Annotated in this window: 25 protein-coding genes and 1 pseudogene; 9 read left to right on the top strand and 17 right to left on the bottom strand. The window is 73.0% G+C overall.

What is annotated here, in order from left to right:
• Positions 1-4 precede the first annotated feature (4 nt).
• The 4 genes from CWN80_RS15455 to CWN80_RS14910 all read right to left on the bottom strand — a co-directional run bounded on the left by CWN80_RS15455 (position 5) and on the right by CWN80_RS14910 (position 4,074).
• Positions 5-661 carry a hypothetical protein gene (locus CWN80_RS15455; protein WP_156811788.1) on the bottom strand — a complete coding sequence of 219 codons (657 nt, stop codon included), beginning with the start codon at positions 659-661 and terminating at the stop codon, positions 5-7.
• A gap of 313 nt (positions 662-974) precedes the next feature.
• Positions 975-2,492, bottom strand: a complete 1,518-nt coding sequence (locus CWN80_RS14920) for a glycosyltransferase family 87 protein (RefSeq protein ID WP_007928556.1) — start codon at positions 2,490-2,492, stop codon at positions 975-977.
• Positions 2,489-3,190, bottom strand: coding sequence for a glycosyltransferase (locus CWN80_RS14915; protein WP_128277493.1), 702 nt, complete (start codon positions 3,188-3,190; stop codon positions 2,489-2,491). Before CWN80_RS14915 ends, CWN80_RS14920 begins: the two co-directional genes overlap by 4 nt.
• A 2-nt stretch (positions 3,191-3,192) precedes the next feature.
• Positions 3,193-4,074 carry a DUF5926 family protein gene (locus tag CWN80_RS14910; protein ID WP_007928558.1) on the bottom strand — a complete coding sequence of 294 codons (882 nt, stop codon included), beginning with the start codon at positions 4,072-4,074 and terminating at the stop codon, positions 3,193-3,195.
• A gap of 100 nt (positions 4,075-4,174) precedes the next feature.
• Between CWN80_RS14910 and CWN80_RS14905 the strand changes: the two genes are divergently transcribed.
• Positions 4,175-4,651 (top strand): ATP-binding protein, encoded by a 477-nt coding sequence (locus tag CWN80_RS14905; RefSeq protein WP_007928559.1) that lies wholly within the window; start codon positions 4,175-4,177, stop codon positions 4,649-4,651.
• Between the two features lie 30 nt (positions 4,652-4,681).
• Here the strand turns inward: CWN80_RS14905 and CWN80_RS14900 are convergent, their stop codons facing one another.
• Positions 4,682-5,434, bottom strand: coding sequence for a thermonuclease family protein (locus CWN80_RS14900; RefSeq protein ID WP_007928560.1), 753 nt, complete (start codon positions 5,432-5,434; stop codon positions 4,682-4,684).
• Between the two features lie 149 nt (positions 5,435-5,583).
• Here CWN80_RS14900 and CWN80_RS14890 point away from each other — a divergent pair, with 149 nt between their 5' ends.
• The gene (locus CWN80_RS14890; RefSeq protein ID WP_007928561.1) at positions 5,584-6,099 is read left to right on the top strand and encodes a hypothetical protein; all 516 of its coding nucleotides are present in this window, start codon (positions 5,584-5,586) and stop codon (positions 6,097-6,099) included.
• 49 nt (positions 6,100-6,148) lie between these two features.
• Positions 6,149-7,234 carry a ribosome small subunit-dependent GTPase A gene (gene rsgA, locus CWN80_RS14885; protein ID WP_007928562.1) on the top strand — a complete coding sequence of 362 codons (1,086 nt, stop codon included), beginning with the start codon at positions 6,149-6,151 and terminating at the stop codon, positions 7,232-7,234.
• A gap of 134 nt (positions 7,235-7,368) precedes the next feature.
• Here rsgA and CWN80_RS14880 read toward each other — a convergent pair whose 3' ends face one another.
• Positions 7,369-8,391 (bottom strand): pirin family protein, encoded by a 1,023-nt coding sequence (locus CWN80_RS14880; RefSeq protein ID WP_083853764.1) that lies wholly within the window; start codon positions 8,389-8,391, stop codon positions 7,369-7,371.
• Positions 8,392-8,474: 83 nt separating this feature from the next.
• Between CWN80_RS14880 and CWN80_RS14875 the strand changes: the two genes are divergently transcribed.
• Positions 8,475-9,389 (top strand): pseudouridine synthase, encoded by a 915-nt coding sequence (locus tag CWN80_RS14875; protein ID WP_007928565.1) that lies wholly within the window; start codon positions 8,475-8,477, stop codon positions 9,387-9,389.
• Positions 9,390-9,444: 55 nt separating this feature from the next.
• On the opposite strand, the gene CWN80_RS14870 is transcribed toward CWN80_RS14875, so the two are convergent.
• From CWN80_RS14870 to CWN80_RS14845, 6 genes are all read right to left on the bottom strand, one after another.
• Positions 9,445-11,115 carry an MDR family MFS transporter gene (locus CWN80_RS14870; protein WP_337590153.1) on the bottom strand — a complete coding sequence of 557 codons (1,671 nt, stop codon included), beginning with the start codon at positions 11,113-11,115 and terminating at the stop codon, positions 9,445-9,447.
• Positions 11,112-11,624, bottom strand: coding sequence for a MarR family winged helix-turn-helix transcriptional regulator (locus tag CWN80_RS14865; RefSeq protein ID WP_128277492.1), 513 nt, complete (start codon positions 11,622-11,624; stop codon positions 11,112-11,114). Before CWN80_RS14865 ends, CWN80_RS14870 begins: the two co-directional genes overlap by 4 nt.
• Before the next feature lie 287 nt (positions 11,625-11,911).
• Complete coding sequence (locus CWN80_RS14860; RefSeq protein ID WP_007928567.1) at positions 11,912-12,541, bottom strand: VOC family protein; 630 nt, start codon at positions 12,539-12,541, stop codon at positions 11,912-11,914.
• 191 nt (positions 12,542-12,732) lie between these two features.
• Entirely contained in the window at positions 12,733-13,491 is a 759-nt protein-coding gene (locus CWN80_RS14855; protein ID WP_007928568.1) for an SDR family oxidoreductase, read from the bottom strand.
• A gap of 42 nt (positions 13,492-13,533) precedes the next feature.
• Entirely contained in the window at positions 13,534-14,418 is an 885-nt protein-coding gene (locus tag CWN80_RS15585; protein ID WP_007928569.1) for a diacylglycerol/lipid kinase family protein, read from the bottom strand.
• On the bottom strand, positions 14,415-15,665 hold the full coding sequence (locus CWN80_RS14845; protein ID WP_128277491.1) for a YncE family protein: 1,251 nt from the start codon (positions 15,663-15,665) through the stop codon (positions 14,415-14,417). Before CWN80_RS14845 ends, CWN80_RS15585 begins: the two co-directional genes overlap by 4 nt.
• Before the next feature lie 158 nt (positions 15,666-15,823).
• Between CWN80_RS14845 and CWN80_RS14840 the strand changes: the two genes are divergently transcribed.
• Together CWN80_RS14840 and CWN80_RS14835 are read left to right on the top strand one after the other, a co-directional pair.
• Positions 15,824-16,639 (top strand): hypothetical protein, encoded by an 816-nt coding sequence (locus tag CWN80_RS14840; protein ID WP_007928572.1) that lies wholly within the window; start codon positions 15,824-15,826, stop codon positions 16,637-16,639.
• 471 nt (positions 16,640-17,110) lie between these two features.
• Positions 17,111-17,671, top strand: coding sequence for a nucleotidyltransferase family protein (locus tag CWN80_RS14835; protein WP_007928573.1), 561 nt, complete (start codon positions 17,111-17,113; stop codon positions 17,669-17,671).
• Here CWN80_RS14835 and CWN80_RS14830 read toward each other — a convergent pair.
• Positions 17,662-18,726 (bottom strand): XdhC family protein, encoded by a 1,065-nt coding sequence (locus CWN80_RS14830; protein ID WP_007928574.1) that lies wholly within the window; start codon positions 18,724-18,726, stop codon positions 17,662-17,664. The genes CWN80_RS14835 and CWN80_RS14830 overlap by 10 nt on opposite strands.
• Positions 18,727-18,838: 112 nt before the next feature.
• On the opposite strand from CWN80_RS14830, the gene CWN80_RS14825 reads away from it, so the two are divergent.
• Entirely contained in the window at positions 18,839-20,347 is a 1,509-nt protein-coding gene (locus CWN80_RS14825) for a DHA2 family efflux MFS transporter permease subunit (RefSeq protein WP_007928575.1), read from the top strand.
• Between the two features lie 21 nt (positions 20,348-20,368).
• On the opposite strand, the gene CWN80_RS14820 is transcribed toward CWN80_RS14825, so the two are convergent.
• Both CWN80_RS14820 and CWN80_RS14815 read right to left on the bottom strand, forming a co-directional pair.
• Positions 20,369-20,704 (bottom strand): MGMT family protein, encoded by a 336-nt coding sequence (locus CWN80_RS14820; protein ID WP_007928576.1) that lies wholly within the window; start codon positions 20,702-20,704, stop codon positions 20,369-20,371.
• Between the two features lie 28 nt (positions 20,705-20,732).
• A complete protein-coding gene (locus CWN80_RS14815; RefSeq protein ID WP_007928577.1) occupies positions 20,733-21,407 on the bottom strand; it encodes a peptidylprolyl isomerase in 675 nt (224 codons plus the stop codon).
• Positions 21,408-21,445: 38 nt separating this feature from the next.
• Between CWN80_RS14815 and CWN80_RS14810 the strand changes: the two genes are divergently transcribed.
• Positions 21,446-22,366, top strand: a complete 921-nt coding sequence (locus tag CWN80_RS14810; RefSeq protein ID WP_007928578.1) for an NAD(P)H-dependent flavin oxidoreductase — start codon at positions 21,446-21,448, stop codon at positions 22,364-22,366.
• A 121-nt stretch (positions 22,367-22,487) separates the two neighbouring features.
• Positions 22,488-23,972 carry a hypothetical protein gene (locus tag CWN80_RS14805; protein WP_128277490.1) on the top strand — a complete coding sequence of 495 codons (1,485 nt, stop codon included), beginning with the start codon at positions 22,488-22,490 and terminating at the stop codon, positions 23,970-23,972.
• A 28-nt stretch (positions 23,973-24,000) separates the two neighbouring features.
• Here the strand turns inward: CWN80_RS14805 and CWN80_RS14800 are convergent, their stop codons facing one another.
• Together CWN80_RS14800 and CWN80_RS14795 are read right to left on the bottom strand one after the other, a co-directional pair.
• Positions 24,001-24,642, bottom strand: a complete 642-nt coding sequence (locus CWN80_RS14800) for an FMN reductase (RefSeq protein ID WP_007929590.1) — start codon at positions 24,640-24,642, stop codon at positions 24,001-24,003.
• A pseudogene (locus CWN80_RS14795) lies at positions 24,639-25,044 on the bottom strand (5,10-methylene tetrahydromethanopterin reductase); the annotation flags it as partial. The pseudogene CWN80_RS14795 and the gene CWN80_RS14800, both read right to left, overlap by 4 nt.

Raw genomic sequence — 25,044 nt, 5'->3', positions numbered from 1 at the left:
GGCGTCAGGGAGCCCGCAGCTGGCGGGGGTAGCAGGCGTTGTCGAGGTCGTCCCCGCTCAGCCACGAGAACTCGACCTCGCACCACGCCTCGGCGTCCTCGCGGGTCGTCAGCCAGCCTGGGTCGACGATGGTCATCCAGATCTTGTCGTCATCGGCGCCCACGGTGCTGCCGAGGTCCTCGGCCTTGAGCAGGTAGACGTCGGTCCAGGCGTAGGTCGACTCGATTTCCTCGTGCAGCTCGAGGATGTCGGGGAGGCGGAAGACGTGGGACCCGCTGCTCGTGAGCTGGCGGTCGTCACGGGTGCCGTCCTGCTTGGCCGAGAGGCTCACCGCCCAGTCGCCATCGGTGACGAGCCGGCCGAGGGACTCGTCGCGCTTGTCGCTCAGCTGCTCGGCTGCGCTCGGTGGTGCCGCGGTCGTCGTCACCGTGGTCGTCGGAGGTGGCGTCGCGGTGCTCGTCACCGTCGTCGTGGGCGGGGGCGTGGCCGTGACGGTCGTCGTCGGCGTCGAGGTCGAAGGGGGCCCGGCCGCGGGCTCGCCGTCGGAGCCGAAGAACCACAACGCTGCACCACCCGCACCGAGCAGCAGGACACCGGCAGCGACGGCAGCGACGATTGCGGTCCACGGCGGGCCGCCGTGCGAGCCGGGGGGTGGGGCCATCGAGGCCCCCGCTGTCGGTGCAGCTGCAGTGGGCGTGACCGGGAGTGGACCTGGGCCCGCGGGCGGCGTCGGCTGCTGCACGATCCAGTCGTCCCACGAGGTCTCGGGCGACGGCTGCGGCCAGCCCGGGCGGGGGTCGAGTGCTGCCTGGGCGCGGGTTGGCTCGTCGTCCTGCCAGAAGCGACCGGCGTCGTCCGTGCCACCATCGGCCGCCATGCGGGCCCCGCACCCGGGGCAGAAGGCTCCCGTGCTCGTCGTCCCGCACGAAGTGCACTCCATCTCGTCCCCCCGGGTTGCGCGCGATCACTGGATCCTAGATCCGTTGACCCCTTCCTGACCATCCCCTGACTCGCCTCTGACGGGCTTGCCGGCACAGCACCCAGATCGCGACCCAGACCGCCAGCGTCGCCAGCGGTGACGCGACGAAGCGGACCGCGAGCGTCACGGTCTCGACGTCCTCGGGCAGGTGCACCCGCCCGGGGACGTAGGCGAGGGCCAGTACGAGCGAGCGCGCCACGAGGAGCAGCAGGAGGGGCCTCAGCCGCCGCCATCCCTCGTGACCGACGAGCCCGACGAGGACGGCGGTGGCGAGCCACTGCGGCAGCTCGTACCAGGGCAGCACGTACCCGGCGCCGAGGGAGTAGGCCGTCGTCAGGACGAAGAGCGCCCGCACCGCCACCACCTCGGTCAGGCCGTCGGTGATCCGCCACAGCGCGACCGCGAGCAGCACGCACCCGATCGCGGCGACCCACGTCGTCACGCTCCGGGCGACGCCCTCGTCGAGCCAGAGGTCGAGCAGCGTGTAGACCGACCGCCAGGGCATGGCGTAGGAGATGCCGCTGCCGGCCTCGCCGATCCGCGTCAGGGCCGCTCGCCCGACGAAGGCGTGGGCCGGCACGAGCACGATGAGGGTCCCGACGACGAGCCGCGCCACCTCGGCCCACCTGCGGGGCCGGGGCGACGTCCCGAGCCACCCCCACAGCAGGGCGACGCCGACGACGCCGGCCGTGAGCTTGGTGCTCGCGGCCAGGCCGGTCGCGAGACCGGCGAGCAGCGGCCGGCCCGCGAGACCGAGGCCCAGCGCGGCGACCATGGCACAGACGGCGAGGGTGTCGACGTGCGCGCCGAGCACGCCCGCCCCGACGACGAGGACATTGGTCGTCCACCACCGGTCGACGGTCGGCCGGTCCGTGCCCAGGCGCACGAGCAGCTCGCGCACTCCGAGCCAGGCCCCGACGACGAGGGCCTGCCAGACCCAGACGACCTGTCGGGCGAGCTCGCCGCCGACCTGGGCCGACAGCCCCATGAGCCAGGTGCCGACGGGTCCGTAGACGCTCGCCGCCTCGCGCCACGGGTCCTGCACCCAGCGGACGACCGGGTCGGCGTCGCCGCGCCACTGCGAGGGCACGACCGTCCACGGGTCGCCGCCCTCGACGAGGATGCGCCCGTAGGCCGCGTAGTTCGTGTGGTCCGCCGTGCCGAAGGGAGCGGTGAGCAGCACGAGCACGGCGAACCCGACGACGTGCCACCACTGCAGGCGAAGGGGGACGGGCCGGCGCACGTGCCGCCACAGCGAGGCGGCACCGAGCAGGTAGCCGAGGGTCTGGAGCGCGACGACCGTCCACGGCGTCAGCTGCCACGGCAGGCTCGGCGGGGCCCAGCCGTGCGGCCCGAGGGGCGGCAGGGCGACCGACGTGCCGCTCGCGCCGACGAGCAGCAGCAGACCGAGCCCGGCGACGAGCAGCCCGACGTCGAGGCGCGCGCGGGGGGGCGGGTCGGCGTGCGAGCCGGGGCGTGCCGACGGCCCCGCCGGGTCGGCAGCCGACGTCACGAGAGGAAGCGGCGGGCGAGCAGGGCGCCCGAGACGTCGCGCAGCTGCATCGCCCGGTGCACCCGTCCCTTGATGTCGTTGCCCGTGCGGCGGTGGGTCAGCTCGACGGGGACCTCGACGACCCGACGGCCGGCGCGCAGCACGTCGACGAGCATCGCGGCCTCGACGCCCCAGCCGGAGGCGAGGGGGGTCGCGTCGGCGAAGGTCTCCCGGGTGAGCGCCCGCATGCCGTTGAGCGGTTGCTCGACGACGCGACCGGTCATCGCCTCGATCTGGCCGCGCGCCAGCCTCACGACGCGGCCAGCGCCGAGCGAGGAGGCGCTGCGCGGGATGTTGGCCACCGCGAGGTCGGCCGTGCCGGCGAGCACCGGCTCGAGCAGGGGCGCGAGGTTGGCCGCGGACTCCCCGAGGTCGGCGTCGGCGAAGAGGAGGAGGTAGGGCTCGGCGCCGGTGCGGGCCTCCTCCTCGGCCAGGCGGGCCACGCCCGTCTCGAGCGCAGCGGCCTTGCCCCGGTTGGCGGGGTGGCGCACGACGAGCGCGCCGGCGTCCGCGGCGACGGCCGCGGTCGGGTCCGTCGAGCCGTCGTCGACGACGACGACGAGCGCGATGTCGTCGAGCCCGAGCAGCGCGGTGACGGTCGTGGCGACCCGATCACCCTCGTCCTTGGCCGGCACGATCGCGGCCACCCGGGCGGACATCGTCAGCGCAGCGTCACCTGCCGGGAGAGCAGGCCGGCACGGGCGCGGCGCTCCTCGGCAGTGAGCTCGTCGTCGGAGGCGGCAGCCGTCGCGTAGCGCGCGGCGAAGTCGGCGACGGCGGCCTCGTGCTCCGACGGGTCGGAGTCGGGGGCCACCTCCCACACCGGGACCACGAGGCCGCCGGCACGGAACATGCCGAGCAGGCGGCGGTCGTCGTCGAGGTGGGCCTCGCCCTTCGCGTGGAGCCGGGCGAGAGCGGTCGTTGCCACGTCCTCGGCGTCACCGATGATGTGGCGGATGTAGGTGCGCTCGCCGATGCGGCACCAGTAAGTGCTCGGGGTGCCGGCGATCGGGGCCGTCGGGACGACCGACTCGTTGGCCCGCTCGAGGGAGGCGGCGGCCTCGCCGCTCACCTCCTGGCCCTCGACCCAGAAGTCGAAGCCCTCGTGGACGGTGATCTCGAAGGGAGCGTCGGTGTCGATGAGGTCCTGCAGGCGCGGGGTCTCGGCGGTCGTGCGGGGCAGCTGCGGGATCGGCGCGCCCGGCTCGGCGGACAGCGCGGTGAGCAGTGCCTGACCGAGGTCGCGGCTCGGGTCACCGCTGCTCGAGCCGGACTGGCTGGCGATGAGCACGGTGCCGTCCTGGCGACGCAGCGCCGGCCAGGCCATCGGCAGCACACTCGCCAGGGTGACCGTCTCCGGAGACCCGTCGGGCACGGCGTCGGCGCGCAGCGTCAGCGTCGCCGTGGCGGCGGGGAGGATCTCGTAGGCCGCCACCCAGTCCGCCTCGCCCGGCAGCCCCTCGAAGGGACGTGCGACGTACGGCACCGGGGCGACCTTGGTCTTGCCCTGTGCGTCCTTCTTGCGTCGTGAAGCCTTGCCCATGGCGGTCAGCGTAGGCCCTCGGAGGCCGGGGCTTGGGTCGCACCGCCGCGACAGGGACAATGTGCGGGCAAGCGACCGCGATGAAGGGACCGCCTCACCCATGGGCCAGGCACACGACGGCACCGACGCCGCACCGACCGTCGACTCCTTCGGGGGCGAGATCGGCAAGGGCCAGGCCCGCACGATCCGCGCCCGGTGGGAGCTGCAGTCGGTCACCCGGGTGCGCGAGGCGGTCGCGCTCGACCTCGTCGCTCGGGGGGTCTCCGACGAGATCACCAGCGAGGCCGAGCTCGTCGTCACCGAGCTCGTCACCAACTCGCTGCGCCACGCCTCGCCGCTGGCCGACCGCACCGTCCGGATCCACTGGAAGGCGCGCGGTGACGCCGTCGAGATCGAGGTGAGCGACGGCGGCGCCGAGACCGAGCCGGCCCCGGCGCCGCGTCAGGTGTGGGCGACCTCCGGTCGCGGTCTGCGCATCGTGCGCAGCATCGCCCACGAGTGGGGCGTGCAGCGTGACGAGAAGCAGACGACCGTGTGGGCCGCTCTCGGCGGCCCCTCGCGCCGCCGCGTCGGCTGAGACCCGCGACGGGTCAGCCGAGGCGATCGGTCAGGCGCGCGCCTTGCGCCAGCCGGCGCGCCGGGCGTCGCTCTCGGAGCAGAACCAGCGCTCGCCCTTGCTCGTCGTGATGACGGTCGCGTTGTAGGAGCGGCCGCCGGGCACGTGGTAGATCTTCTCGCCGCTGCTGCTGATGTTGCCCTTGATCTTGCAGCCGGAGGTGACCGGCTTGGGCTTGGTCACGACGGGCTTGGGCTTCGGGGCGACGGTGCAGGAGCGCCACAGGCCACGCTTGGCGGACTTGGCCTTCGACTGGGCCCGCAGGTGGGAGGTGCGACCGGCGTAGGGGCGGTTGTACGTGTACTCCTTGGCGTAGCCGCCGTCGATGAGCTTGAGCGCGACCGACTGGCCGCCCGGGGTGTAGACGTGGCGCAGCAGGCGGCCGTAGCGGTCGGTGTTGCCCTGGGTCGAGTCGACCTTGATGTAGACCCTGCCCGAGGCCGTCAGCTGCTTCATCCGGGCCGTGGCCTGGGTCGCGTAGCACTGGCGGGGGCTCATCTCCGGCGCGTTGAGACCGATGAGCCGCACGGGCGTGGACTTGCCCTTGTAGCTGATCCGGATGGTGTCGCCGTCGGTGACCTTGAGGACCCGCACCGAGCTGGCCCCCTTCGGCGGCTTGGCGGTGGTGGCGGTGGCGACGGTCGCGGCAGCAGGGGCGGCGACGGCCGCGGGGGCAGCGGCAGCGGCAGCAGGGGCGGCGACGACGAGGGCAGCAGCAGCCAGGGTGGCGAGGCGGCGGATCACGGCAGGCTCCGGTCAGGGCGAAGGGATGGGGGTGGGAAGGCACAGCAGGGCCCGGCCCGAACCCAGGACCGGCTTCCCCCCGGTCCTGGGAGAAGGATGGCCGCACGAAGTTGAATTGTCAAAGGGCCCGCTGCCGTAGGGTTTGCGGCATGTCGTACGTCGCGCCGCAATACCCGTCCACCCCGCCGGCGAAGGGCGGCAAGCCCTGGCTCCTCATCGTCGGGGCGGTCCTCGCGATCATCGCGGTCGCGCTGTGCTGCGTCGGCGGGTTCATGACCGTCGGGTCGGGGCAGGACCTCGCCGACAGCCCCGAGTACACCGGCAGCCACACCGTCACCCTCCAGGAGGGCGACACGCGGGCCGTGTGGTCGAGCGACGAGTCCGCGAGCTGCTCCGTCACCGGCCCGTCCGGCTCGGTGAGCGATGCGAGCGGCAGCACGCAGACCACCAGCTGGGGCGAGGAGCAGTACCACCGGGTCTTCGCCATCGAGGCGGACCAGGCGGGCGACTACACGATCAACTGCGCGAGCCCCTTCCGTGTCGGCGACAGCCTCTCGACGGGCGGCTTCATCGGCATGGGCGTCGGCGCCGGGCTCGGCTGCATCGCCGTCGTCCTCATGGGCATCGGTCTCGTCCTCTGGCTGACCCGCCGCAAGCGCGCCTGACCCGGAATTCGTTGGCGGACCACGGTGGTGCGCTGCCACCGTGGTCCGGATGACGGATACCACCACCCTCACCGCCCTCGGCTGGGACGAGGCGAGCGCCGCGGCCTTCGACGACGTGGCGCGGTCGGCTCCCTTCGCCCTGGAGGCGGGTCGCGTCGGCCGGGTCGACCGCGGCCGGGTCACCGTCCACACCGCGCACGGGGCAGTGCCGGCGCTCGTCCGGCTGCCTGCGGGCAGCGATCTCGAGGACCAGCCGACGACCGGCGACTGGGTCGGGCTGGAGCGTCGCCCCGATGGTGACGTCGTCCGAGTGGTCCTGCCGCGGCGCACCGCGATCGTCCGCACGGCCGCCGGTGAGCGGTCCGACGCCCAGGTCATGGCGGCCAACCTCGACCACGTGCTGGTCGCGGTCCCCTTCGAGACGCGGGTCAACCTGTCGACGATCGAGCGCTACCTCGTCGTCGCCTGGGAGTCCGGGTCGCAGCCGCTCGTCGTGCTGACGAAGTCCGACCTCGCCTTCGACCCCGATGCCACCCGCGCCGAGGTCGAGGCGGCCGCCCCCGGGGTCGACGTCCACGTCGTCTCCGCAGAGACCGGCGAGGGCATCGACGTCCTCGCCGCGGTGCTCTCCGGTGGGACGACCGCGCTCGTCGGGCAGTCCGGCGCCGGCAAGTCGACGCTCGTCAACGCCCTTGCGGGGCAAGAGCTCCAGGCCGTCTCCGACACCCGGCAGGACGGCAAGGGCCGGCACACGACGACCGCCCGCGAGCTCGTCCCGCTCGGCGGTGGCGGGGTGCTCGTCGACACCCCCGGTCTGCGCTCGATCGGGCTGCACGACGACGGCGAAGGGGTGGCCCTCACCTTCCCCGACGTCGAGCTGCTCGTCGCGTCCTGCCGGTTCGCCGACTGCGGCCACGGCACCGAGCCCGGGTGCGCCGTGCAGGCCGCGCTCGCCTCGGGTGAGCTCGACGAGCGGCGCTGGCACAACTGGGGCAAGCTCCAGCGCGAGGCCGAGTGGATCGCCCGGCGCACCGACCCCGCCGCCCGCGCGGCCGCGCGCAAGCGGTGGGCGGCGACGGGCCGGGCCGGCCGGGCTCAGGCGGCGATCAAGCGGGGGCAGGACCCCTTCGCCTGAGGTCAGGAGTGACGCGACCCGCGGATCAGACGCACGCAACCCCAGACGATGGCCACGGCCAGCAGCGTCGGTGGGAGCACGAGCACCCAGAAGGCGAAGGTTCCCCACGGGGGGGCGAAGGGGGAGGGCCCCCCTCAGAGGACGTCGTGACCGGGGTGGTTGCCATGCGCCAGCTCCTCGGCAACCTCGAGGGCGGGGCGCACCTTGGGCGTCTTGGGTATGACGCCGAGGCGGCCGGCCTGGAAGTCCTCGAAGGCGGTGACGAGCTCCTCGCGGGTGTTCATGACGAAGGGGCCGTAGGCGGCGATGGGCTCGCGGATCGGGCGGCCGCCGAGCAGGATGACCTCGAGCGAGGCGCTGCGGGCGTCCTGGGTGTCCTCCGCGGTGATCTCGAGGGCGACGCCGGAGCCGAAGACGGCGAGCTGGCCCTCGCGGATCGGGCGCCGGTCGGGGCCGACGGTGCCGCGGCCGGAGAGCACGTAGGCCAGGCCGTTGAAGTCCTCGCGCCATGGGATGTGCATCCGCGCACCGGGCGCGATCGTCGTGTGGATCATCGAGATCGGTGTCGTCGTGATGCCCGGGCCCTCGTGGCCGTCGAGCTCTCCGGCGATGACGCGCAGCAGTGCGCCGCCGTCGTGGCTGGAGAGCAGGCCGACCTGGCCGGAGCGGATGTCCTGGTAGCGCGGGTCGGACATCTTCTGGTGGCTCGGGAGGTTGACCCACAGCTGGAGGCCGTGGAAGACACCGCCGCCCACGACGAGCTCCTCCGGCGGGGCCTCGATGTGCAGCAGGCCGGAGCCAGCGGTCATCCACTGGGTGTCGCCGTCGGTGATCAGGCCGCCGCCACCATGGGTGTCCTCGTGGGCGAAGGTGCCGTCGATGATGTAGGTGACCGTCTCGAATCCGCGGTGCGGGTGCCAGCTGGTGCCGCGCGCCTCACCGGGGGCGTACTCGACCTCACCCATCTGGTCCATGTGGATGAAGGGGTCCAGGCGCGCCATGTCGACACCGGCGAAGGCGCGGCGGACGGGGAAGCCCTCGCCCTCGAAGCCCTTGGGCGCCGTGCTCACCGACAGCACCGGGCGGGAGACCGCGTCGGGGGTCGGCTGGGTGACGCGGGGGAGGGCGAGGATGTCGTCGACGGTCACAGCGGGCATCGGGTGTTCCTTCGGTTGGTGATCGTCCGTGACAACAGTAGTTGAAAATCAAACATTCCGGGAGGTCGCCTAGTCTCGGGCTCGTGCCCCCTCGCTCGCCCCTGCCGCCGCGCCACGGTCTCGGCGCGGCCTGGGTGCGCACCCCCGACCACGACCACGGCCGGCCGCGCCCGTGGTCGACGATGGGCCACTGGCTGCGCGACACCTCGCCGGAGGGGGTCGACGTCGACGGGATGCTCGCCGACGAGCGCTTCGTCTACGGCGACGGTTCGGTGCTGCTGGCCGACGACGCCTACCGGCCGCACACCTTCGTGTGGTTCCACCGTGACCTGCGCGAGGAGCCCGAGGTGCCCGGCGATATCGCGGTCCTCCACCGTGACGAGCGGCTCGTCGTCGTCGACAAGCCGCCCTTCCTCTCGACGATCCCCCGCGGTCGGCACGTGCGGCAGAGCGTCACCGTGCGACTGCGTGACGAGCTGGGCCTGCCCGAGCTCTCGCCGCTGCACCGCCTCGACCGGGTCACCTCCGGCGTGCTCCTGCTCGCCACCGAGCGGCGGTGGCGCGGGCCGTACCAGTCGCTCTTCGAGCACCGGCAGGTGCGCAAGACCTACCTCGCGCTCGCGCCCCGGCGCGACGAGCTGACCTTCCCGTGCACGGTGCGCAACCACATCGCCAAGACGCGCGGGGTGTGGCAGGCGCAGGTCGTCCCAGACGCCCCGGTCAACGCGGTGACCGACATCGAGGTCGAGGCGCGGCTGGGCGACCTCGCCGTCTACCGGCTGACGCCGCACACCGGGCGGACCCACCAGCTGCGGCTGCACCTGCACGGACTCGGCATCCCGATCGTCGGCGACCCGCTCTACCCCGAGGTGCTCGACGTCTCGGTCGACGACTTCTCGACGCCGCTGCAGCTGGTCGCGAGCACCCTCGAGATCGTCGACCCGGTCGACGGGCGCGAGCGGCGCTTCGTCAGCGGGCGGAGCCTCCCGATCACGTAGCAGCGGCCCCACCCCGCGGGTCGCGAGGTGGGGCCGCTGTCGGTCGAAGGGGGTCTCAGCCCCGGCGCGCTCCGGTCAGGTCCGATGCGGCCGACCCGCTGACGGAGTCGCCCCCTTCGCCCGCGGTGCGGTGGTCGCCCTCACCGGACTCCGACGCGTAGGCGTCGAGCACCTGCTGGCCGGCGTCCTCGACCGGGTGGTCGTCGTTGGACTCGCGCAGCGGGGTGTTGGGGATGAAGAGCGTCGCGACGAAGACGACGGCGAGGATCGGCAGGCCGAGCGCGAAGGCGTCGGTCAGCTTGTCGGCCAGGCCCCAGCGGACGGCGTCGGCGACAGCCGGGGGCAGCTTGGCCAGGGCGCTCGGGTCGAGCACCGCCCCGGCGTCCATGTGACCGCCGGCCTGCGCGGGCATGCCGCCGGGCAGGTGCGAGGCGATCTTTTCCTGCAGACCGCTGGACATGACCGCACCGAAGATCGCGATGCCGACGGTCGAGCCGACGTTGCGGAAGAACTGGGTGGACGCGGTGGCGACGCCCATGTCGGCGCGGGAGACCACGTTTTGCACGACGAGGGTGTACTGCTGCATCGCCATGCCGAGGCCGACGCCGAGGACGACCATCGCCTCGGTGAGCTGCAGGCTCGTGGCGGTGTGGTCGAGGCGGGTGAGCAGGAAGACGCCGACCGCCATGATCGCGATGCCCGTGAGCATGAAGGGCAGGTACCTGCCCGTGCGGGTGATGAGCATCCCGGTGAGGATGCCGCAGATGATGAAGCCGAGCATGAGCGGCATGAGGATCAGGCCGGAGTTCGTCGCGTTGACCCCGATGACGCCCTGGGCGAAGACCGGGATGTAGATGATCGCGCCGAACATGACGATCGCGACGCCGAAGGCGGACACCAGGCTCAGGCTGATCGTGCGGTTGGCAAAGAGGCGCAGCGGCAGCACCGGCTCGACAGCCTTGCGCTCGATGACGACGAAGGCGGTGAGGGCGACGACGCTCAGGGCGAAGAGGCCGATGGACTCACCGGACCCCCAGGCCCAGCTGGAGCCGCCGAAGGAGACGGCGAGCAGCAGGGCGACGAGACCGGTCGAGAGGGTCGTGATGCCGAGGTAGTCGATGGGGGCCTTGCGCGGGGTGTGCGGCACGTGGAGGAAGCGCGCGATGAAGAAGAGCGCGATCAGGCCGATGGGCAGCGACACGAAGAAGAGCCAGCGCCAGCCGAGGTGGTCGGTGATGACGCCGCCGAGGAGCGGGCCGGCGACCGAGGTGACGCCGAAGACCGCGCCCATGAGGCCCTGGTACTTGCCGCGCTGTCGCGGCGGGATGATGTCGCCGATGATCGTCTGCGACAGCGGCATGAGCGTGCCCATGCCGAGGCCCTGCACGGCGCGGCCGGCGACGAGCATCCAGAAGCTCTGCGAAAAGCCGGCGATGATCGAGCCGATCATGAAGACGACGATGCCGCCGAGGTAGAAGGCGCGGCGGCCGTAGAGGTCGGAGAACTTGCCGACGATCGGCACGGTGACGGCGGAGACGAGCATGGCCGCGGTGGCGACCCAGCTGTAGTGGTCCATGCCGCCGAGCTCGGAGACGATCCGGGGCAGGGCGGGGCCGACGATGGTCTGGCTGACAGAGGCGACGAGCATGCCGAGCATGAGGCCGGCGAAGACGCGCTTGTTCTCCGTGCTCATCGTGTAGGGGGCGGATGCCGTGGTGGTGCTCACGAGGCGGTCCTTCCGGAGGTCTGGAGGGGCGAAGGGGGGTGCGTCGCCGACTGCGCGTCGGCGGCAAGATCTGCGGCGAGCCGGGTGAGGAGACGGTCGAGGTCGACGAGGTCCTCCTCCGGCCAGTCGGCGAGCACCCGGCCGAGGAGGCCGGTGCGGGCGCTGCGCTCGTCGAGGAGCGTCTGGAGGCCGTCCCCGCTCAGGCGCACCGTGGAGGCGCGCCCGTCACTGGGGTCGGGCAGGCGCTCGAGGAGCCCGTGCGTCTCGAGGTGGCTCACCCGTCGGCTGATCGTCGACAGGTCGTGGCCGAGGGACTCGGCGAGCTTGGAGATGCGGATCCCGGCCTCGGTGGGGCAGTGCGCCAGCGTGCCGAGGAGGGCGTAGTCGGTGCGGCTCATGGCCTGGGGGTCGAGCGCCTGACGGCGGGCGATCATCTTCGAGAAGAGCCCGAAGACCTGACCCAGCGTCTCCTGCAGCTGAACTGCGACGGTGGGGTTGGTTGTGTGCATACATCAACTATATACCTGCGTGCCGCAAGCATCCAAATGAAGTCGTGCACGGCTCCTGAGGAAGCCGGTCGGCGATCGGCTCGACAGGGGATGGTCGGCCATCTCAGTTCATCTCGGGCACCTGGAAGGGGCGACCGCTCGCCGGGCCGAGTGGACGCCAACGCGCTCGCGTGGCGCGGTCGTCGCTGCACTTGTCTGGGGAAACCCGCAGTGGCGCCCCGCATTTGCCTAGGGAAATGCGCACTCCCGGTCGGCGACGATGCCGGCGGTGCGCTCCTCCTGGAAGCTCAGCTCTGCTCGATGAGCAGGGTCGGGGTGCCCAGGGCGCGGTCGCGGACGGTCGCCACGCGGGTGCCGGGCTTGCGGCCGGTGCGCACCTCGGAGACCTCGACGCCGCCGGCGACGAGGCGCTCGCGGGTGGCCTCGATGTCGGCGGACCGCCAGGCCAGGCCGCCGAAGGAGTCGGGTTCGCCCGTCGGCTCGATCGGCGCGGCCACCTCGACGACCGCGTCGCCGCACCGGAAGAAGAGCCCGCGGAAGCCGTGCTCGGTCAGGCGCCGGTCCAGCCGGAGGTCGAGACCGACGCGTGCGCCGAGGTCGGCGGCGGCACGCTCGGCGTCGCCGGTGCGCACGACGACGTGGTCGAGGACGAGGTCGGTGCTCTCTTCGCCCTCGACGAAGGGAGCGAGTCGCCAGGTCAGCCCGCCGAGGTCGAAGCCGCTGGCGTCACCGACGAGGCCGCGCCGCTGGAGCAGCCGCTCGGTTGCCGCGACGTCGTCGACGCCGAGGGTGACGGCCGTCAGGCCGCCGGTCCCCTCGACCACCTCGACCTCGCGGTCGACGGGGCCGAGCCGCCGCCACGCGTCCTGCGTGGCGGCGGGCTCGGGGCTGCTGATGGTCAAGCCGGTGATGCGCACCCGGCCATCATGCCGTCGCCGGCTCCTTCGGCGACCACGGCTGGGCGAAGGGGGTCGCCGGCCGCCCTGTGTCAGCGACGGTCGAAGGTCTCGATCGTGCCCGCGAGGGTCTCGTCGGCGCGCAGCTCAGGGACCGTCCTCGGCGGGGGCCCTTCGAGACGGCGCTGGCTCGCGTCCTCAGGGACCGGGGGTCAGAGCATCTTGCGAACGACGGAGAGCGGCAGCACCTTCATCGCGGAGCCGACGACGACCCAGGGCTTCGGCGGGACGAGCGCCTTGGGCTTGCGGCCCTCGATGGCGACGACCATCGCGCGCACGCCGGTCTCGGTGTCGACCATGAACTTCGTCTTCTGCTCGACCTTCTCGTTCATCTCGGAGCGGATGTAGCCCGGGTAGAGGACGGTCACGTCGATGTCGAGCTCGGGCTTGCCCATGAGCTCGCTGCGGATGCCCTCGCCGAGGGAGGCGAGGAAGGCCTTGGAGGCGCCATAGGTCGTCATCGACTTCGGCATGCCGCGCAGCGCGGTGACCGAGGCGATGAGCACGAGGTGCCCTGCCTTGTGCTCGCGGAAGATCGCCATCGCGGCCTCGGTCTGGATCGCGGCGCCGAGCACATTGGTCTCGATGGTCTGCCGGTTGGCGTAGTGGCTGCCCTTGCCATAGGGCGCACCCTTGCCGAGGCCGGCGTTGACGATCACCCGGTCGAGGCGACCGAAGTCCCCCTTCGCCTGGTCGAAGACGGCGGTGACGGCGTCGTCGTCGGTGACGTCGAGGGCATAGGTCTCCACCCGGCGGCCGGGGTGGTCGGCGAGGATCTGCGCCTTGAGCTCGTCGAGCCGGTCGGTGCGGCGCGCGGTCAGGGCGAGGTCGTGGCCGAGCGCGGCGAACTGGCGGGCCATCTCGGCGCCGAGGCCGGAGCTGGCACCGGTGATGAGGGTCGTGAAGGTCATGGCCCGACGGTACCGGGCGCGCGACCGACGGCGGCGGCGCGGTCAGGTCCGCACGAGCAGCGCGTGCTCCTCGCAGCGCACCGTCAGGCGGCGTGCCGGGCCGAGCACGTCGCCGTCGAGCTGGACGTGCAGCGGCGCCTCGCTGACCACCTCGACCTCCCGCGAGGCGCGGGTCGCCAGCCCCGGGACGTCACCGGGGAGCCGGAAGACCCCCTTCGCCGCGACACCCAACCACTGGCCGGGGCGGCGCACGGTCACCTCGAGCACGTCGAAGAGCCCGTCGTCGACCAGCCCGCCCGGCGCGATGTGCACCCCGGCGCGGACCCGGGTGCAGTTGGCCGCGAGCACGCTCCACACCCGCAGGTGCTCCGGGTCGCCGCCGTCGTGACGCACCGTCACCGGCACCGGCCGGCGCAGCGCGCTCACCGTCGCCGGTGCGACGTACGCCGGCCAGCCGATCCGGTCCTTGAGCGTCGGGTTGGTCGCCGCGACCGTCGCCGCGTCGTGGCCCATCCCCGCGAGCACGACGAAGGGGAGGTCCCCCGAGTCGTCGACGCGGGCCAGACCCAGGTCCACCGGGCGCGGCCGACCGGCCACCGCGACCTGCACGGCCGCAGGGACGGTGCGGGGTAGCCCGAGGTTGTGCGCGAGCAGGTTGGCCGTGCCGGCGGGCACGATGCCCAGCTCGACGCCCGTGCGGGCCAGTCCGTGGGCCACCTCGCGCACCGTGCCGTCCCCGCCGGCCACGACGACCAGCTCCGCGCCGGCGGCGATCGCGGCAGCCGCCTGGCTCCGCCCGGTCTCCTCGCGGGAGGTGAGGTGCACGGCCGGCTCCGGCCAGCGGGACTGCCGGGCGTGCGCGGTGACGGCGTCGAGGACCCGCTCCCAGCCCCCCTTCGAGGGGTTGAGGACGAGGCCGAGCCTCACGCGGTGCGGGAGTCGTCGAAGACGACGATGGAGCCACCGTAGCTGGCGACCCAGATGCGCTTCTTCGTCGGCTCGTAGGTGATGCCGATCGGCAGGCCGTCGGTCGACTCGGTCTGGACGACCGTGAAGTCCTCGGTGCGGATCTTGCTCACCGTGCTGCTGCCGTAGTTGCCGACGTACAGGGCGCCGCCGTCGGGGCTCATGGCCATCGACCGCGGCTGCGAGCCGACCTGCACCTCGCGGACGGTCTTGCCGGTCGTGGTGTCGACCTCGCTCACCGTGCCGGAGCCGTTGTTGGAGACGTAGAGGTGCTTGCCGTCGGGGGAGACGAGCAGGTGCCGCGGGCCGTCGCCCGTCGACGCGAAGTCGGTCACCTCACCCGACGCCAGGTCGACCCGGACGGTCTCGTCGGAGCCCATGATCGCGACGAAGGCGACCTTGTCGTCCGGGCTGACGGCGATGCCGCGCGGGTGCTTGCCGGGGAGCTTGATCGTGCGGGTGACCTCGGCGGTCTTGGTGTCGATGACGTCCATGTCCATCGAGCACCAGTTGGTGACGAGCACCCGCGAGCCGTCGTGGGTGGCGGCGACGTACTTGGGCACCGCACCGACGCGGACGACGTCGGTGATCTCGAGCGTCGCGGTGTCGATCTTGTAGACGTAGCTGTCGGAGATGCCCTCGGGGCCGGTGCAGGCGTCCTTGCCCTCCGGCGCGAAGCCCTCGCCGTACATCGAGTAGTTGCTCACCCAGGCGGTCTTGCCGTCGGGGCTGAAGGCCATCTCGACGGGCGCGCCCCGGCTCGAGCCGGAGTGGCCCTCCTCGCCGAAGGCGGCGAGGTCGACCTCGTCGGAGATCGTCTTGTGCAGCGCCCCGTCGGCGCCGAAGACGCTCACCGTGTGCGTGTACATCATGTTTTGCGCGAAGACCTGTCCCGTGGGCGAGGCGACGACCGACTTGGGGGTCAGCTCGCCGGTGATCCGCTGGACCCTCGTCATCGTCGTGTCCGCGGGGGCGCCGAGCGCTCCCTTCGCCGCCGGTGACTCCTCGGGGGCGGGCTGCTCGACCTTCGCCGGTGCGCTCGAGGGTGACGGGGCCGCGGTGGGGCTCGCGGTGACCTTGGCGGCCTCGGCGCTGTCACCGCCGAAGAGGCGGCCGAGGCAGAGCGCGACGACGATGACGACGATGACGAGCACGGCGAGGGCGACACGACGTCGTCGCACGTAGACCGGGTCGTTGTTGATCTTCACGGAAGGACACCTCGGCAGTCGGTTCCTCGCAAACTACGGCGGCCGGGCGCGTGGGCGGGGGAGGCGCACCGACGTCGGCCGCAGCCCTACCAAAGGATGACGCGGGACCAGACCTGCGACCGATGTCGCGCCCCGGGGGCCTTCGTAGCCTTGGCGGCATGGGAGGCACGCAGGTCTACGAGATGGTCATCGACGGTCGCCGGCACCGGGTCGAGACCTCCGTCGGCGACGGGTGGAGCAACACCGCGACCTGGTGGGTCGACGACGAGGAGCTGGCCACGGCGACGTCCGCCGCGGCCGACAACCTCTACCTCGTGGCCGACGAGGAGCACGAGCTCGCCGACGAGGTCGGGGCCGTGCGCGCCCGCTTCACCACTCTGAGCAAGCCGGTGCGCGCGACGTGGTTCGACGGCGACCGCTCGACCGCCGAGGCCAAGGCGCAGCTCGGGGTCGGGGGGCTCGACCTCGTGCCGGAGCCCGGGTCCCCGGCGGCGGTGCGTGAGGACCGGATGCGCGCCAAGCCGCGCCTCTACGCCGCGCGGCACGTCCTGGCCGGGGTGGGCAAGGTCGTCATACCGATCCTGCTTGCCGCGCTCGCGGCCCGCCTCGTCGTGTCGATCCCGTGGCCCGACTGGGACCTGCCGTCCATCCCGTGGCCCGACTGGGACCTGCCGTCGATCCCGTGGCCCTCGCTCGACCTGCCCGCGATCCCGTGGCCGGACTGGACCGCGCCCGGGTGGCTCGTCTGGATCCTCGACCACCTGAAGTACGTCTTCCCCGTCATCGCCGGTCTGCTCCTGGCCCGGGCCGAGATCTCGCGGCGACGCCACCAGGACGCCGAGCGGGCACGGAGGGCCGCAGGGGGCCCCTCCGTGCCCGGCTCGGGGAGCTCAGCGGTGCGGGACGTCCCGGCGGACGAAGCCGATGACGCCGAGGACCGTGAGGGCGAGGCCGCCGAGCGCCGCGACGAGTGAGCCCGTGACGTCGACCCGCTCGGCCGGGACGTTGCCGAGAGCAGGGTGCCGCCGGTGAGACGACCAGGTGTGGGGTGAGCCAGGCGGTGCGGCTCCCAAGAGGCGGCCACCTCGTCGTATCCGCCGAGCGGGATGGCGCAAGGGGGGTGGGTCCCGATGCCGTCGTCTGCGGCTGTATCGGGTGTGGACAAGATGGCCGCATAGAAGCGCATCGCCTGGTCAGCCCAGCGGGCGAGGCCCGCTCCGCGATGAGCGCGAGCGCGGCATCGCGCACCCGCGCCCGCCCGGTGCGATCGTCGACTGAACTCACGTTCAGCAGGCTGAACCTGCGTTCAGTCGCTGGGCAAGGACTGCGTATTTCCCTAGGCAAATGCGCAGCCCTGCCCGCATTTGCCTAGGGAAATGCGGGCCACCACCCGCATTTGCCTAGGGAGATGCGCACCCCCCGCCCGCGTCCCTACAGTCGAGCGCATGACCCTCGTCCACGGACTCGTCCTCGCGGCCGGAGCCGGTCGGCGGATGGGCCGGCCCAAGGCCCTCGTCACCGACTCCGACGGCACCTCGTGGCTGGCCCGCGCCGTGTCCGTCCTGGACGAAGGGGGTTGTGGCGCCACGGTCGTCGTGCTCGGCGCGAGCGGCGAGCAGGCCGAGCTGGACCTGCCGCGCACCACCTGGACGCACTGCCCGGACTGGGCGAAGGGGGTGGGTCACTCCCTTCGTCATGGCCTGGAGGTCCTCGGCGAGGATGAGGCCGATGCCGCCCTGGTCCACCTCGTCGACCTGCCCGACGTCACGGCTGTCGTGGCGCAGCGGCTGCTCGGGGGAGAGGTGGGGCGTGGCTCCCTGCGCCGGGCGGTGTACGCCGGGGCGCCGGGGCACCCGGTGCTCATCGGGCGGGACCACTGGGGTCCACTCGTGGCCGAGCTCGCGGGCGACAGCGGTGCCGGCGACTACCTGCGACGTCACGGCGCGGAGCGGGTCGAGTGCAGCGACCTCGCGACCGGCCGGGACGTCGACCGACCTCAGCCGTGAGCGTGGTGGATCGGCCCGGCACGTTCCGACAGCCGTGACCCCGCGCCGCCCCAGCGCAGCGAGCTGAGCCGGGCGATCTCGTCGTCGGAGACGCCGACCTCGCGCAGCTGCGCCACGCGCTGGTCGTGCGTGCGGCGCGAGCCCATCGCGCCGACATAGGCGACCTGCTCCAGCCGCAGGGCGACCTCGAGGAGGGGGATGTCGAACTTCGGGTCATGGGTGAGGACGGTGAGGACCGTGCGCGCGTCGATGCGACCGGCCTGGGCCTCCTCGCGCAGGTACTCGTGCGGCCAGCGCACGACGACCTCGTGAGCCCCGGGCAGCCGCGCCGCGGTGGCGAAGGTCGGTCGGGCGTCGCACACCGTGACCCGGTAGCCGAGGAGCCGGCCCTGGTCGGCCATCGCCGAGGCGAAGTCGATGGCGCCGAAGACGATGAGCCGCGGCGGCGGCGCGAAGGCCTCGACGAAGACGCGCATCCCCTCGCCGCGGCGCTCCCCGTCGGGCCCGTAGGTGAGGACCTCGGACAGGCCCTGGGCGAGCAGCCCCCGAGCGTCGTCGGCGAGGGCCGCGACCTGTCGGGGGCTGAGCATCTCCTCAGGGGCCGGGGAAGGGGAGTCACCGTCCGGCCGCACGACGAGCCGCTGCCCGACGAGGCCGCGGTCCGGGTGCTCGATGACGGTGGCGACCGCCACCGGGCGACCCGAGCGGATGTCCGCGACGACTTCGGGCAGGTCGGGGAAGGTCGTGGCCGACACCGGCTGGACGAAGAGCTCGAGGGTGCCGCCGCACGTCAGGCCCACCTCGAGGACGTCACCGTCGCTCACGCCGTAGCGGGTGAGTGTGGGGGCCCCGTCGGTGACGACCTCGCGGGCCAGCTCGTAGACGGCCCCCTCGACGCAGCCACCCGACACCGAGCCGACGGCACGGTCCTCGTCCACGAGCATCGTGGCCCCCGGCTGGCGCGGGGCGGAGTGCCACGTGACGGTGAGCGTCGCGAGGCCCACGGTGCGGCCGGCGTGCCAGGCGGACTCGAGGTCGTCGAGGACGTCGTGCACGGGCGCCCCCTTCGTCGGCGGTGACGCCTGCGCAGCCTAGGCCGGTGCGCCCACGCTCGCCTCCCGACGAAGGATGCTGGGACTGGCCGACCCGAGGCGTAGCGTCGCACCCATGACGACCCAGGCGGGCCAGGCGCCCGTGCTCCGCGACGACGAGTTCCCCGACAACCCGTGGCCAGCGCTGTGGGCGCTCGTCGTCGGCTTCTTCATGATCCTCGTCGACGTCTCGATCGTCTCCATCGCGACGCCGGCGCTCATGGAGAGCTTCGACGCGGGCATCGAGCCGGTGCTGTGGGTGACGAGCGCCTACCTGCTCGCCTACGCGGTGCCGCTGCTCATCACGGGGCGCTTCGGCGACCGCTACGGACCCAAGCGGCTCTACCTCACCGGCCTGGCGATCTTCACCCTCGCCTCGCTCGCCTGCGGTCTCGCGCCGACCATCGGGTGGCTCATCGGCGCCCGCGTCGTCCAGGGGCTCGGAGCGTCGATGATGACCCCGCAGACGATGGCCGTCATCACCCGCACCTTCCCGCCGGCCCGACGCGGCTCGGCCATGGCGCTGTGGGGCGCGACCGCCGGCGTCGCCTTCCTCGTCGGTCCGCTGCTCGGGGGCCTGCTCCTCGACTCGTGGGGCTGGGAGTGGATCTTCTTCATCAACGTGCCGGTGGGGATCCTCGGCTTCGTCGCGGCGGCCCGTCTCGTGCCCCAGCTGCAGCGGCACGCCCACCAGATGGACTGGGTGGGCGTCGGCCTGTCGGCCGTCGGCCTCTTCCTCGTGATCTTCGGCCTGCAGGAGGGCGAGAGCAACGACTGGGGGCAGCTCGCCGGCCCGATCACGGTGCCCGCGCTCATCGGCCTCGGGGTCCTCGTCCTCGTCGGCTTCGTCGGGTGGCAGGCGCGGGGGCCGGCCGAGCCGCTCGTGCCGCTCGGGCTCTTCCGCGACCGCAACTTCTCGTTGTCCAACCTGGCGATCACGACGATGGGCCTGTCGGTGACGGCCATGATGTTTCCCCTCCTCGTGTGGCTGCAGAGCGTGCGCGGCTACACCCCCACGGAGGCCGCCCTGCTCATGGCGCCCCAGGCGATCGCCTCGATCGCCCTCGCCCGGCCGGTCGGCCAGCTCGTCGACCGGATCCACCCGCGGGTGCTGCCGGCGCTGGGGCTGGGGGGCTTCGCCGTGACCCTCTTCGTGCTCTCGCGCCTGATGACCCCCGACTCCTCGATCGTCGCCGTGTGCGTCGCGATGACCTTCATCGGCGTGACCGGCGCCTGCATCTGGGGCCCGCTCGCGACGACGGCCAACCGCAACCTGCCGATCCACCTCGCCGGCGCCGGCTCGGGCATCTACAACACGACCCGCCAGGTCGGCTCGGTCATCGGGTCCGCGGCCATCGCCGCCCTGATGTCCGCGCGCATCGCCGCCCACCTCGGCCCGCAAGCGGCCGAGCGCTTCGGCTCGGGCGAAGGGAGCGCCGCCGCCGGTCCCGCAGCCCTGCCCCCGCAGGTCGCCGAGGCGCTGTCCTCCGCCTTCGCCGAGTCACTGCTCATGCCGGCCGCCGCGCTCGTCGTCGGTGCCGCCGCCGCCCTCGCGCTGGAGCAGATGCGTCACCAGCGGGGCTAGGTGGCCGGGTGGCCCGGCCACTCACGCCAGAGCGGCGACCGCCGCCTCCCACGCGGCGGCGAGCTCGGTGAGGTCGGCCCGGTGGTCGCGGATGCGGCAGCCGAGCGCATTGGGCTTGACCTCGATGCCCTCGACCGCCCACTCGACGAAGGCCGCCTGGCGCAGGTGCGAGGGCAGGTCGCCGGTGGCATTGGTCACCCGCCACCACGTGACGTTGCTGCCGTAGACCCGCATGATCGCGCCGACCTGCCGCGGGCCGGTGCCGACGAGCGCGGCGAGGTCGCCGTAGGAGACGACGCGCCCTCGCGGCACGAGCTCGACGGCGCGCAGCACGCGCTCGACGAGGACGTCGTCCACCACCGCTCCCGCCCCTCGAGCCCTCGGCCTACTTCTCGCTGATCGTCACGCTCTCGATGCGGTGGACCTTGGCCGGGGTGCCGTCGCCGACCGAGCCATCGGCCTCGATCGCCTCGACGGCATCCATGCCCTCGGTGACCTTGCCGAAGAGGCTGTAGCTCGGCGGCAGCTGCACGCCCGCGTCGCCGGTGATGATGAAGAACTGCGAGCCGTTGGTGTCCGGCCCGGCATTGGCCATCGCGACGGACCCGACCTCGTAGTCGCCCGACTGGGGCAGCTCGTCGTCGAACTCGTAGCCCGGTCCGCCGCTGCCATTGCCCGAGGGGTCGCCGCCCTGGGCCATGAAATCCTGGATGACGCGGTGGAAGGTCAGGCCGTCGTAGTACTTGTAGCGGGCGAGGACGACGAAGTTGTTGACGGTCTCGGGCGCCTGCTTCGCGTCGAGCTCGATCGTCACGTCACCGGCATCAGTCGTCATCGTCGCGGTGTAGGTCTTGGCCTCGTCGATGCACATCGGCGGCGCCTGCTCGAAGCTCGTGGCCCGCACCTTCGCCCCGTCCTCGGGCGGGCACTCCGTCTCCCCGCTGATGGCCGTGGTCTCCGCGCCCGACGAGGTGGCGCCCTCGCCGTCGGTGGAGTCGGAGCCGCACCCGGTGAGGGCGAGCAGGGCGGCGGCGGCAAGAGCGGCGGTACGTCGGGTCATGGCCGGAGTCTAGGAGCGCACGGAGCATGATGAGGGACATGATCGCGATCACCGACCTGCTCGGCACCACCCACCCGATCATCAGCGCCCCGATGGCCGGCGTCGCCGGCGGCCGTCTCGCGCACGCCGTCTCCGCGGCCGGCGCCCTCGGCATGATCGGCGCGCGCGGCAGCGCGTCACCGGGGTGGATCGCGGAGCAGGCGGCGATCGCGGGGGCGGGCGGGGCCCCCTTCGGCATCGGGCTCATGGCCTGGGTGCCGGAGCTCGACGAGCAGATCGACGCGGTGACGGCGCTCGCCGGGCTCTCCCGGCCCAAGCTCGTCTCGGTCTCCTTCGGGCCGCTGCGGGAGCCGGTGCGCCGGCTGCACGAGTGGGGCCTGCTCGTCGCCTGCCAGGTCGGCAACGCGACCGATCTCGACGAGGCGATCCGCGCGCGGGCCGATGTCATCGTCGCTCGCGGTGGCGAAGGGGGCGGCCACGGCCGTGACGAGATGGGCACCGACGAGATCCTCGCCGCAGCGCTCGCCGCGACCGACCGCCCGGTCGTCGCAGCCGGTGGCATCGCGACGGCCGAGGACCTCGCCCGGGTCATGTCGGCCGGGGCAGCCGGCGCGTGGTGCGGCACCCCCTTCCTCACCTGTGTCGAGGCCGACAACTCGCCGCAGGCGCGGGCAGCGCTCGTCGCGGCGGACAGCACCCGCTACTCGCGGGTGCACGACGTCGCCCAGGGCATCGCGTGGCCGCGGGAGTTCGGCGGGCGGGCGGTGGCCACCCCCTTCGTCCGGCAGTGGGCCGGCCAGGAGGACGCCATGACCGACGCGGCGAAGGGGGAGCACGCCGCCGGTCGGGAGCGGGGCGACACCGACTACACGCCGCTCTACGCTGGCGTGGGTGTCGACCGCCTGACCGCCGAGACCGATGCGGCGAGCGTCGTGCGGCAGCTGGTGCCCGGCGGCTGAGCCGGCCCGCCCGGGTCAAGTACCGCGTCTGCTCCCGGACCTGCTCCTCGTGGCAGACCTCGCCCTGGGACGACGTCTGAGGGATTTGATCCGCACGTGACCGCCGTCACAGGATGGGGTCATGAGCGACGAGATCTCCGCCGGCGTCCACTTCCCGGCTGACGGCGAGGGCGTGCGGTCGACGACCGCCACGACGAAGGGGGTCCTCGCGGACTCCGTGCGCGGGGTCGACCCCGCGCTCGCCGACCGCATCGAGGGCGTGCGCGACTGGCGCAAGGGCTATGTCGACCTCGTCCGCGACGTGACCGCGGCGAGTGCGGCCAGCGCCGATGCCGCCCGGCAGATCGCTGACGACGGGCTCGCCTCGATGCGACGCCGGATGGTGCTCGTCGACGCAGCCGGCGACGAGTCTCCGCTCGACGAGGCGACCGTGACGCTGCCCCCGGGGGCCGCCCCCTTCGGCTCGGAGAGCGTGCGGGGCACCGCGGACCCCGTGGCCGAGCTGCGGGTGCCGGTCGGTGGCCGCGAGCTCGCCGGTGACGAGCTGCGCGGGCAGCTGGCCGCCTGGGTCGACGCGGGGGTCGTCGAGCCGAGCTTCGCCGCGGCCGTCGCCGAGGTCATCGACCACCCCGAGTGGCTCGCGCTGCCGGGCCACCGCGCCCTGCTCATCGGCGCCGGCGCGGAGATGGGGCCGCTCGAGACGCTGCTGTCGTGGGGAGCCGACGTCCTGGCGATCGACCTGCCGCGCAGCCGCGCCTGGCGGCACAAGAAGGGGCTGGCCACGCGCAGCGCCGGCACCCTGACCTTCCCCGTCGACGTCGCGGGCGACTCCGGTGCCGACGTCGTCCACCAGCCGGGGCAGGTCCTCGAGTGGCTGCGTCGGGTGCGGGGCGAGCAGCCGCTCGCGGTCGGCATGCACGCCTACGCCGACTCCGGGGTGCACGTGCGGGTCACGGCAGCCGTCGACCTGCTCATGGGTGCGCTGACGGACGACGACCCGCAGACCGCGCTCGCCTGGCTGGCCACCCCGACCGATGCCTTCGTCGTGCCCCCGGAGGTCGTCGCGGAGTCACGGCGCCGTTGGGCGGCGCGCGGCGTGGGGCTGCGCGGGGTGCAGGCCCCGGTACGGGCGCTCGGGCGCGGGCGGCTCTTCGCCCCGGCCTACGCGGGTGTCGGCGAAGGGGGCCCCGGCATCGCCGATGTCATCGTCCCGCAGCAGGGACCCAACTACACGATCGCCAAGCGACTGCAGCGGTGGCGGGGCGTCGCCGCGGAGGGCGCCGGTCAGACGGTCTCCTTCAACGTCGCGCCGGCGACGTGGACGCGCTCGGTGACGAAGAACCCCGTGCTCGGCGCGGCCTACGGCGGCGCGCACCGCTTCGGGGTAGAGGTCTTTGCCCCCGAGACGGTGCGTCCGCTCATGGCGGCCCTGCTTGTGCGCGATCTCGTCCGCGAGAGCCCGCAGCGCGCCCACCCGGAGGAGCTCTTCAGCGAGGCGGCGGCACACGGCGGGCTGTGGCGGGTCGGCTACGAGCCCAAGACGGCGCTCGGGGTGGCGGCCGTCGCCGGCCTGCCGGGCTCCCTTCGGCGGCGGCTGCGAGGCTGAGCGCCGCCGCCAGCCGGGCGAAGGGGGGTCAGCTCCCGTCGTGCCCGCGCAGCAGCTGGATGAAGTCGGTCACCGGACCCAACGGGCCGCTCGCCTCGTCACCCGTGGGCGCGAAGCCGGCGACACCGGTGCGCTCGGCGACGACCAGGGCGGCGAGCTCGCCCGCCGCGCGGTGCACGCGGCGCTCGAGGTCGGCGTCGCCACCGAAGTCCTCGGTCGCGGCGAAGACCGCGGTCGGCACGACGACCGCGCGCAGGTAGGCGAAGAGCGGGCGCATCGCGTGCTCGAGCACGAGGCTGTGCCGGGGCGTGCCGGCGGTGGCCGCGATGAGCACCGGCTTGCCGATGAGCACGTCCTTGTCGAGCAGGTCGACGAAGGTCTTGAAGAGGCCCGAGTAGCTCGCGGTGAAGACGGGCGTGACGGCGATCAGGCCGTCGGCGGCGACGACCTTGGCCTGGACGCTCTCCAGGCCGGGCGTCGGCCGGTTGCCCGAGACCATCGTCTGGGCCATCTCGACGGCCAGCTCGCGCAGCTCGACGAACTCGACGTCGACCGACTCGCCGCGCCCGCCCACGGCAGCGCGCGTGGCGTCGGCGAGCTGGTCGGCGAGCAGCCGGGTGCTCGAGGGCGACGAGAGCCCAGCGGTGATGACGACGACGGACCGGCTCATCGGGTGGTGACCTCCTCGCGCTGCGCCGCAGCCTCCTGCTCGGCGATGGCGACCGGGCTGGTGACGACCTTACGGTGCGGGCTGTCGGGGCCCTCGGCCACCAGCGAGGCGTGGGTCGGCGGCTCGCTCGGCACGCCCTCGGGGCGGCGTGCCTCGAACTCCCTTCGCAGCACCGGCACGACCTCGCGGCCGAGGATCTCGACCTGCTCGAGGGCCATCTGGAGCGGCAGGCCGGCGTGGTCCATGAGGAAGAGCTGGCGCTGGTAGTCACCGACGTGGTCGGCGAAGGAGAGGGTGCGCTCGATGACCATCTCGGGCGTGCCGACGGTGAGCGGCGTCTGCCGGGTGAAGTCCTCCATCGACGGCCCGTGGCCGTAGACCGGCGCGTTGATGCTCCTATAG

Source organism: Janibacter hoylei PVAS-1 (assembly GCF_004025845.1).
In the GTDB taxonomy this organism is placed as follows: Bacteria; Actinomycetota; Actinomycetes; order Actinomycetales; family Dermatophilaceae; genus Janibacter; species Janibacter hoylei.
Note: the sequence above shows the minus strand (reverse complement) of the source record. Positions and strands in the feature narration are given on the sequence as shown.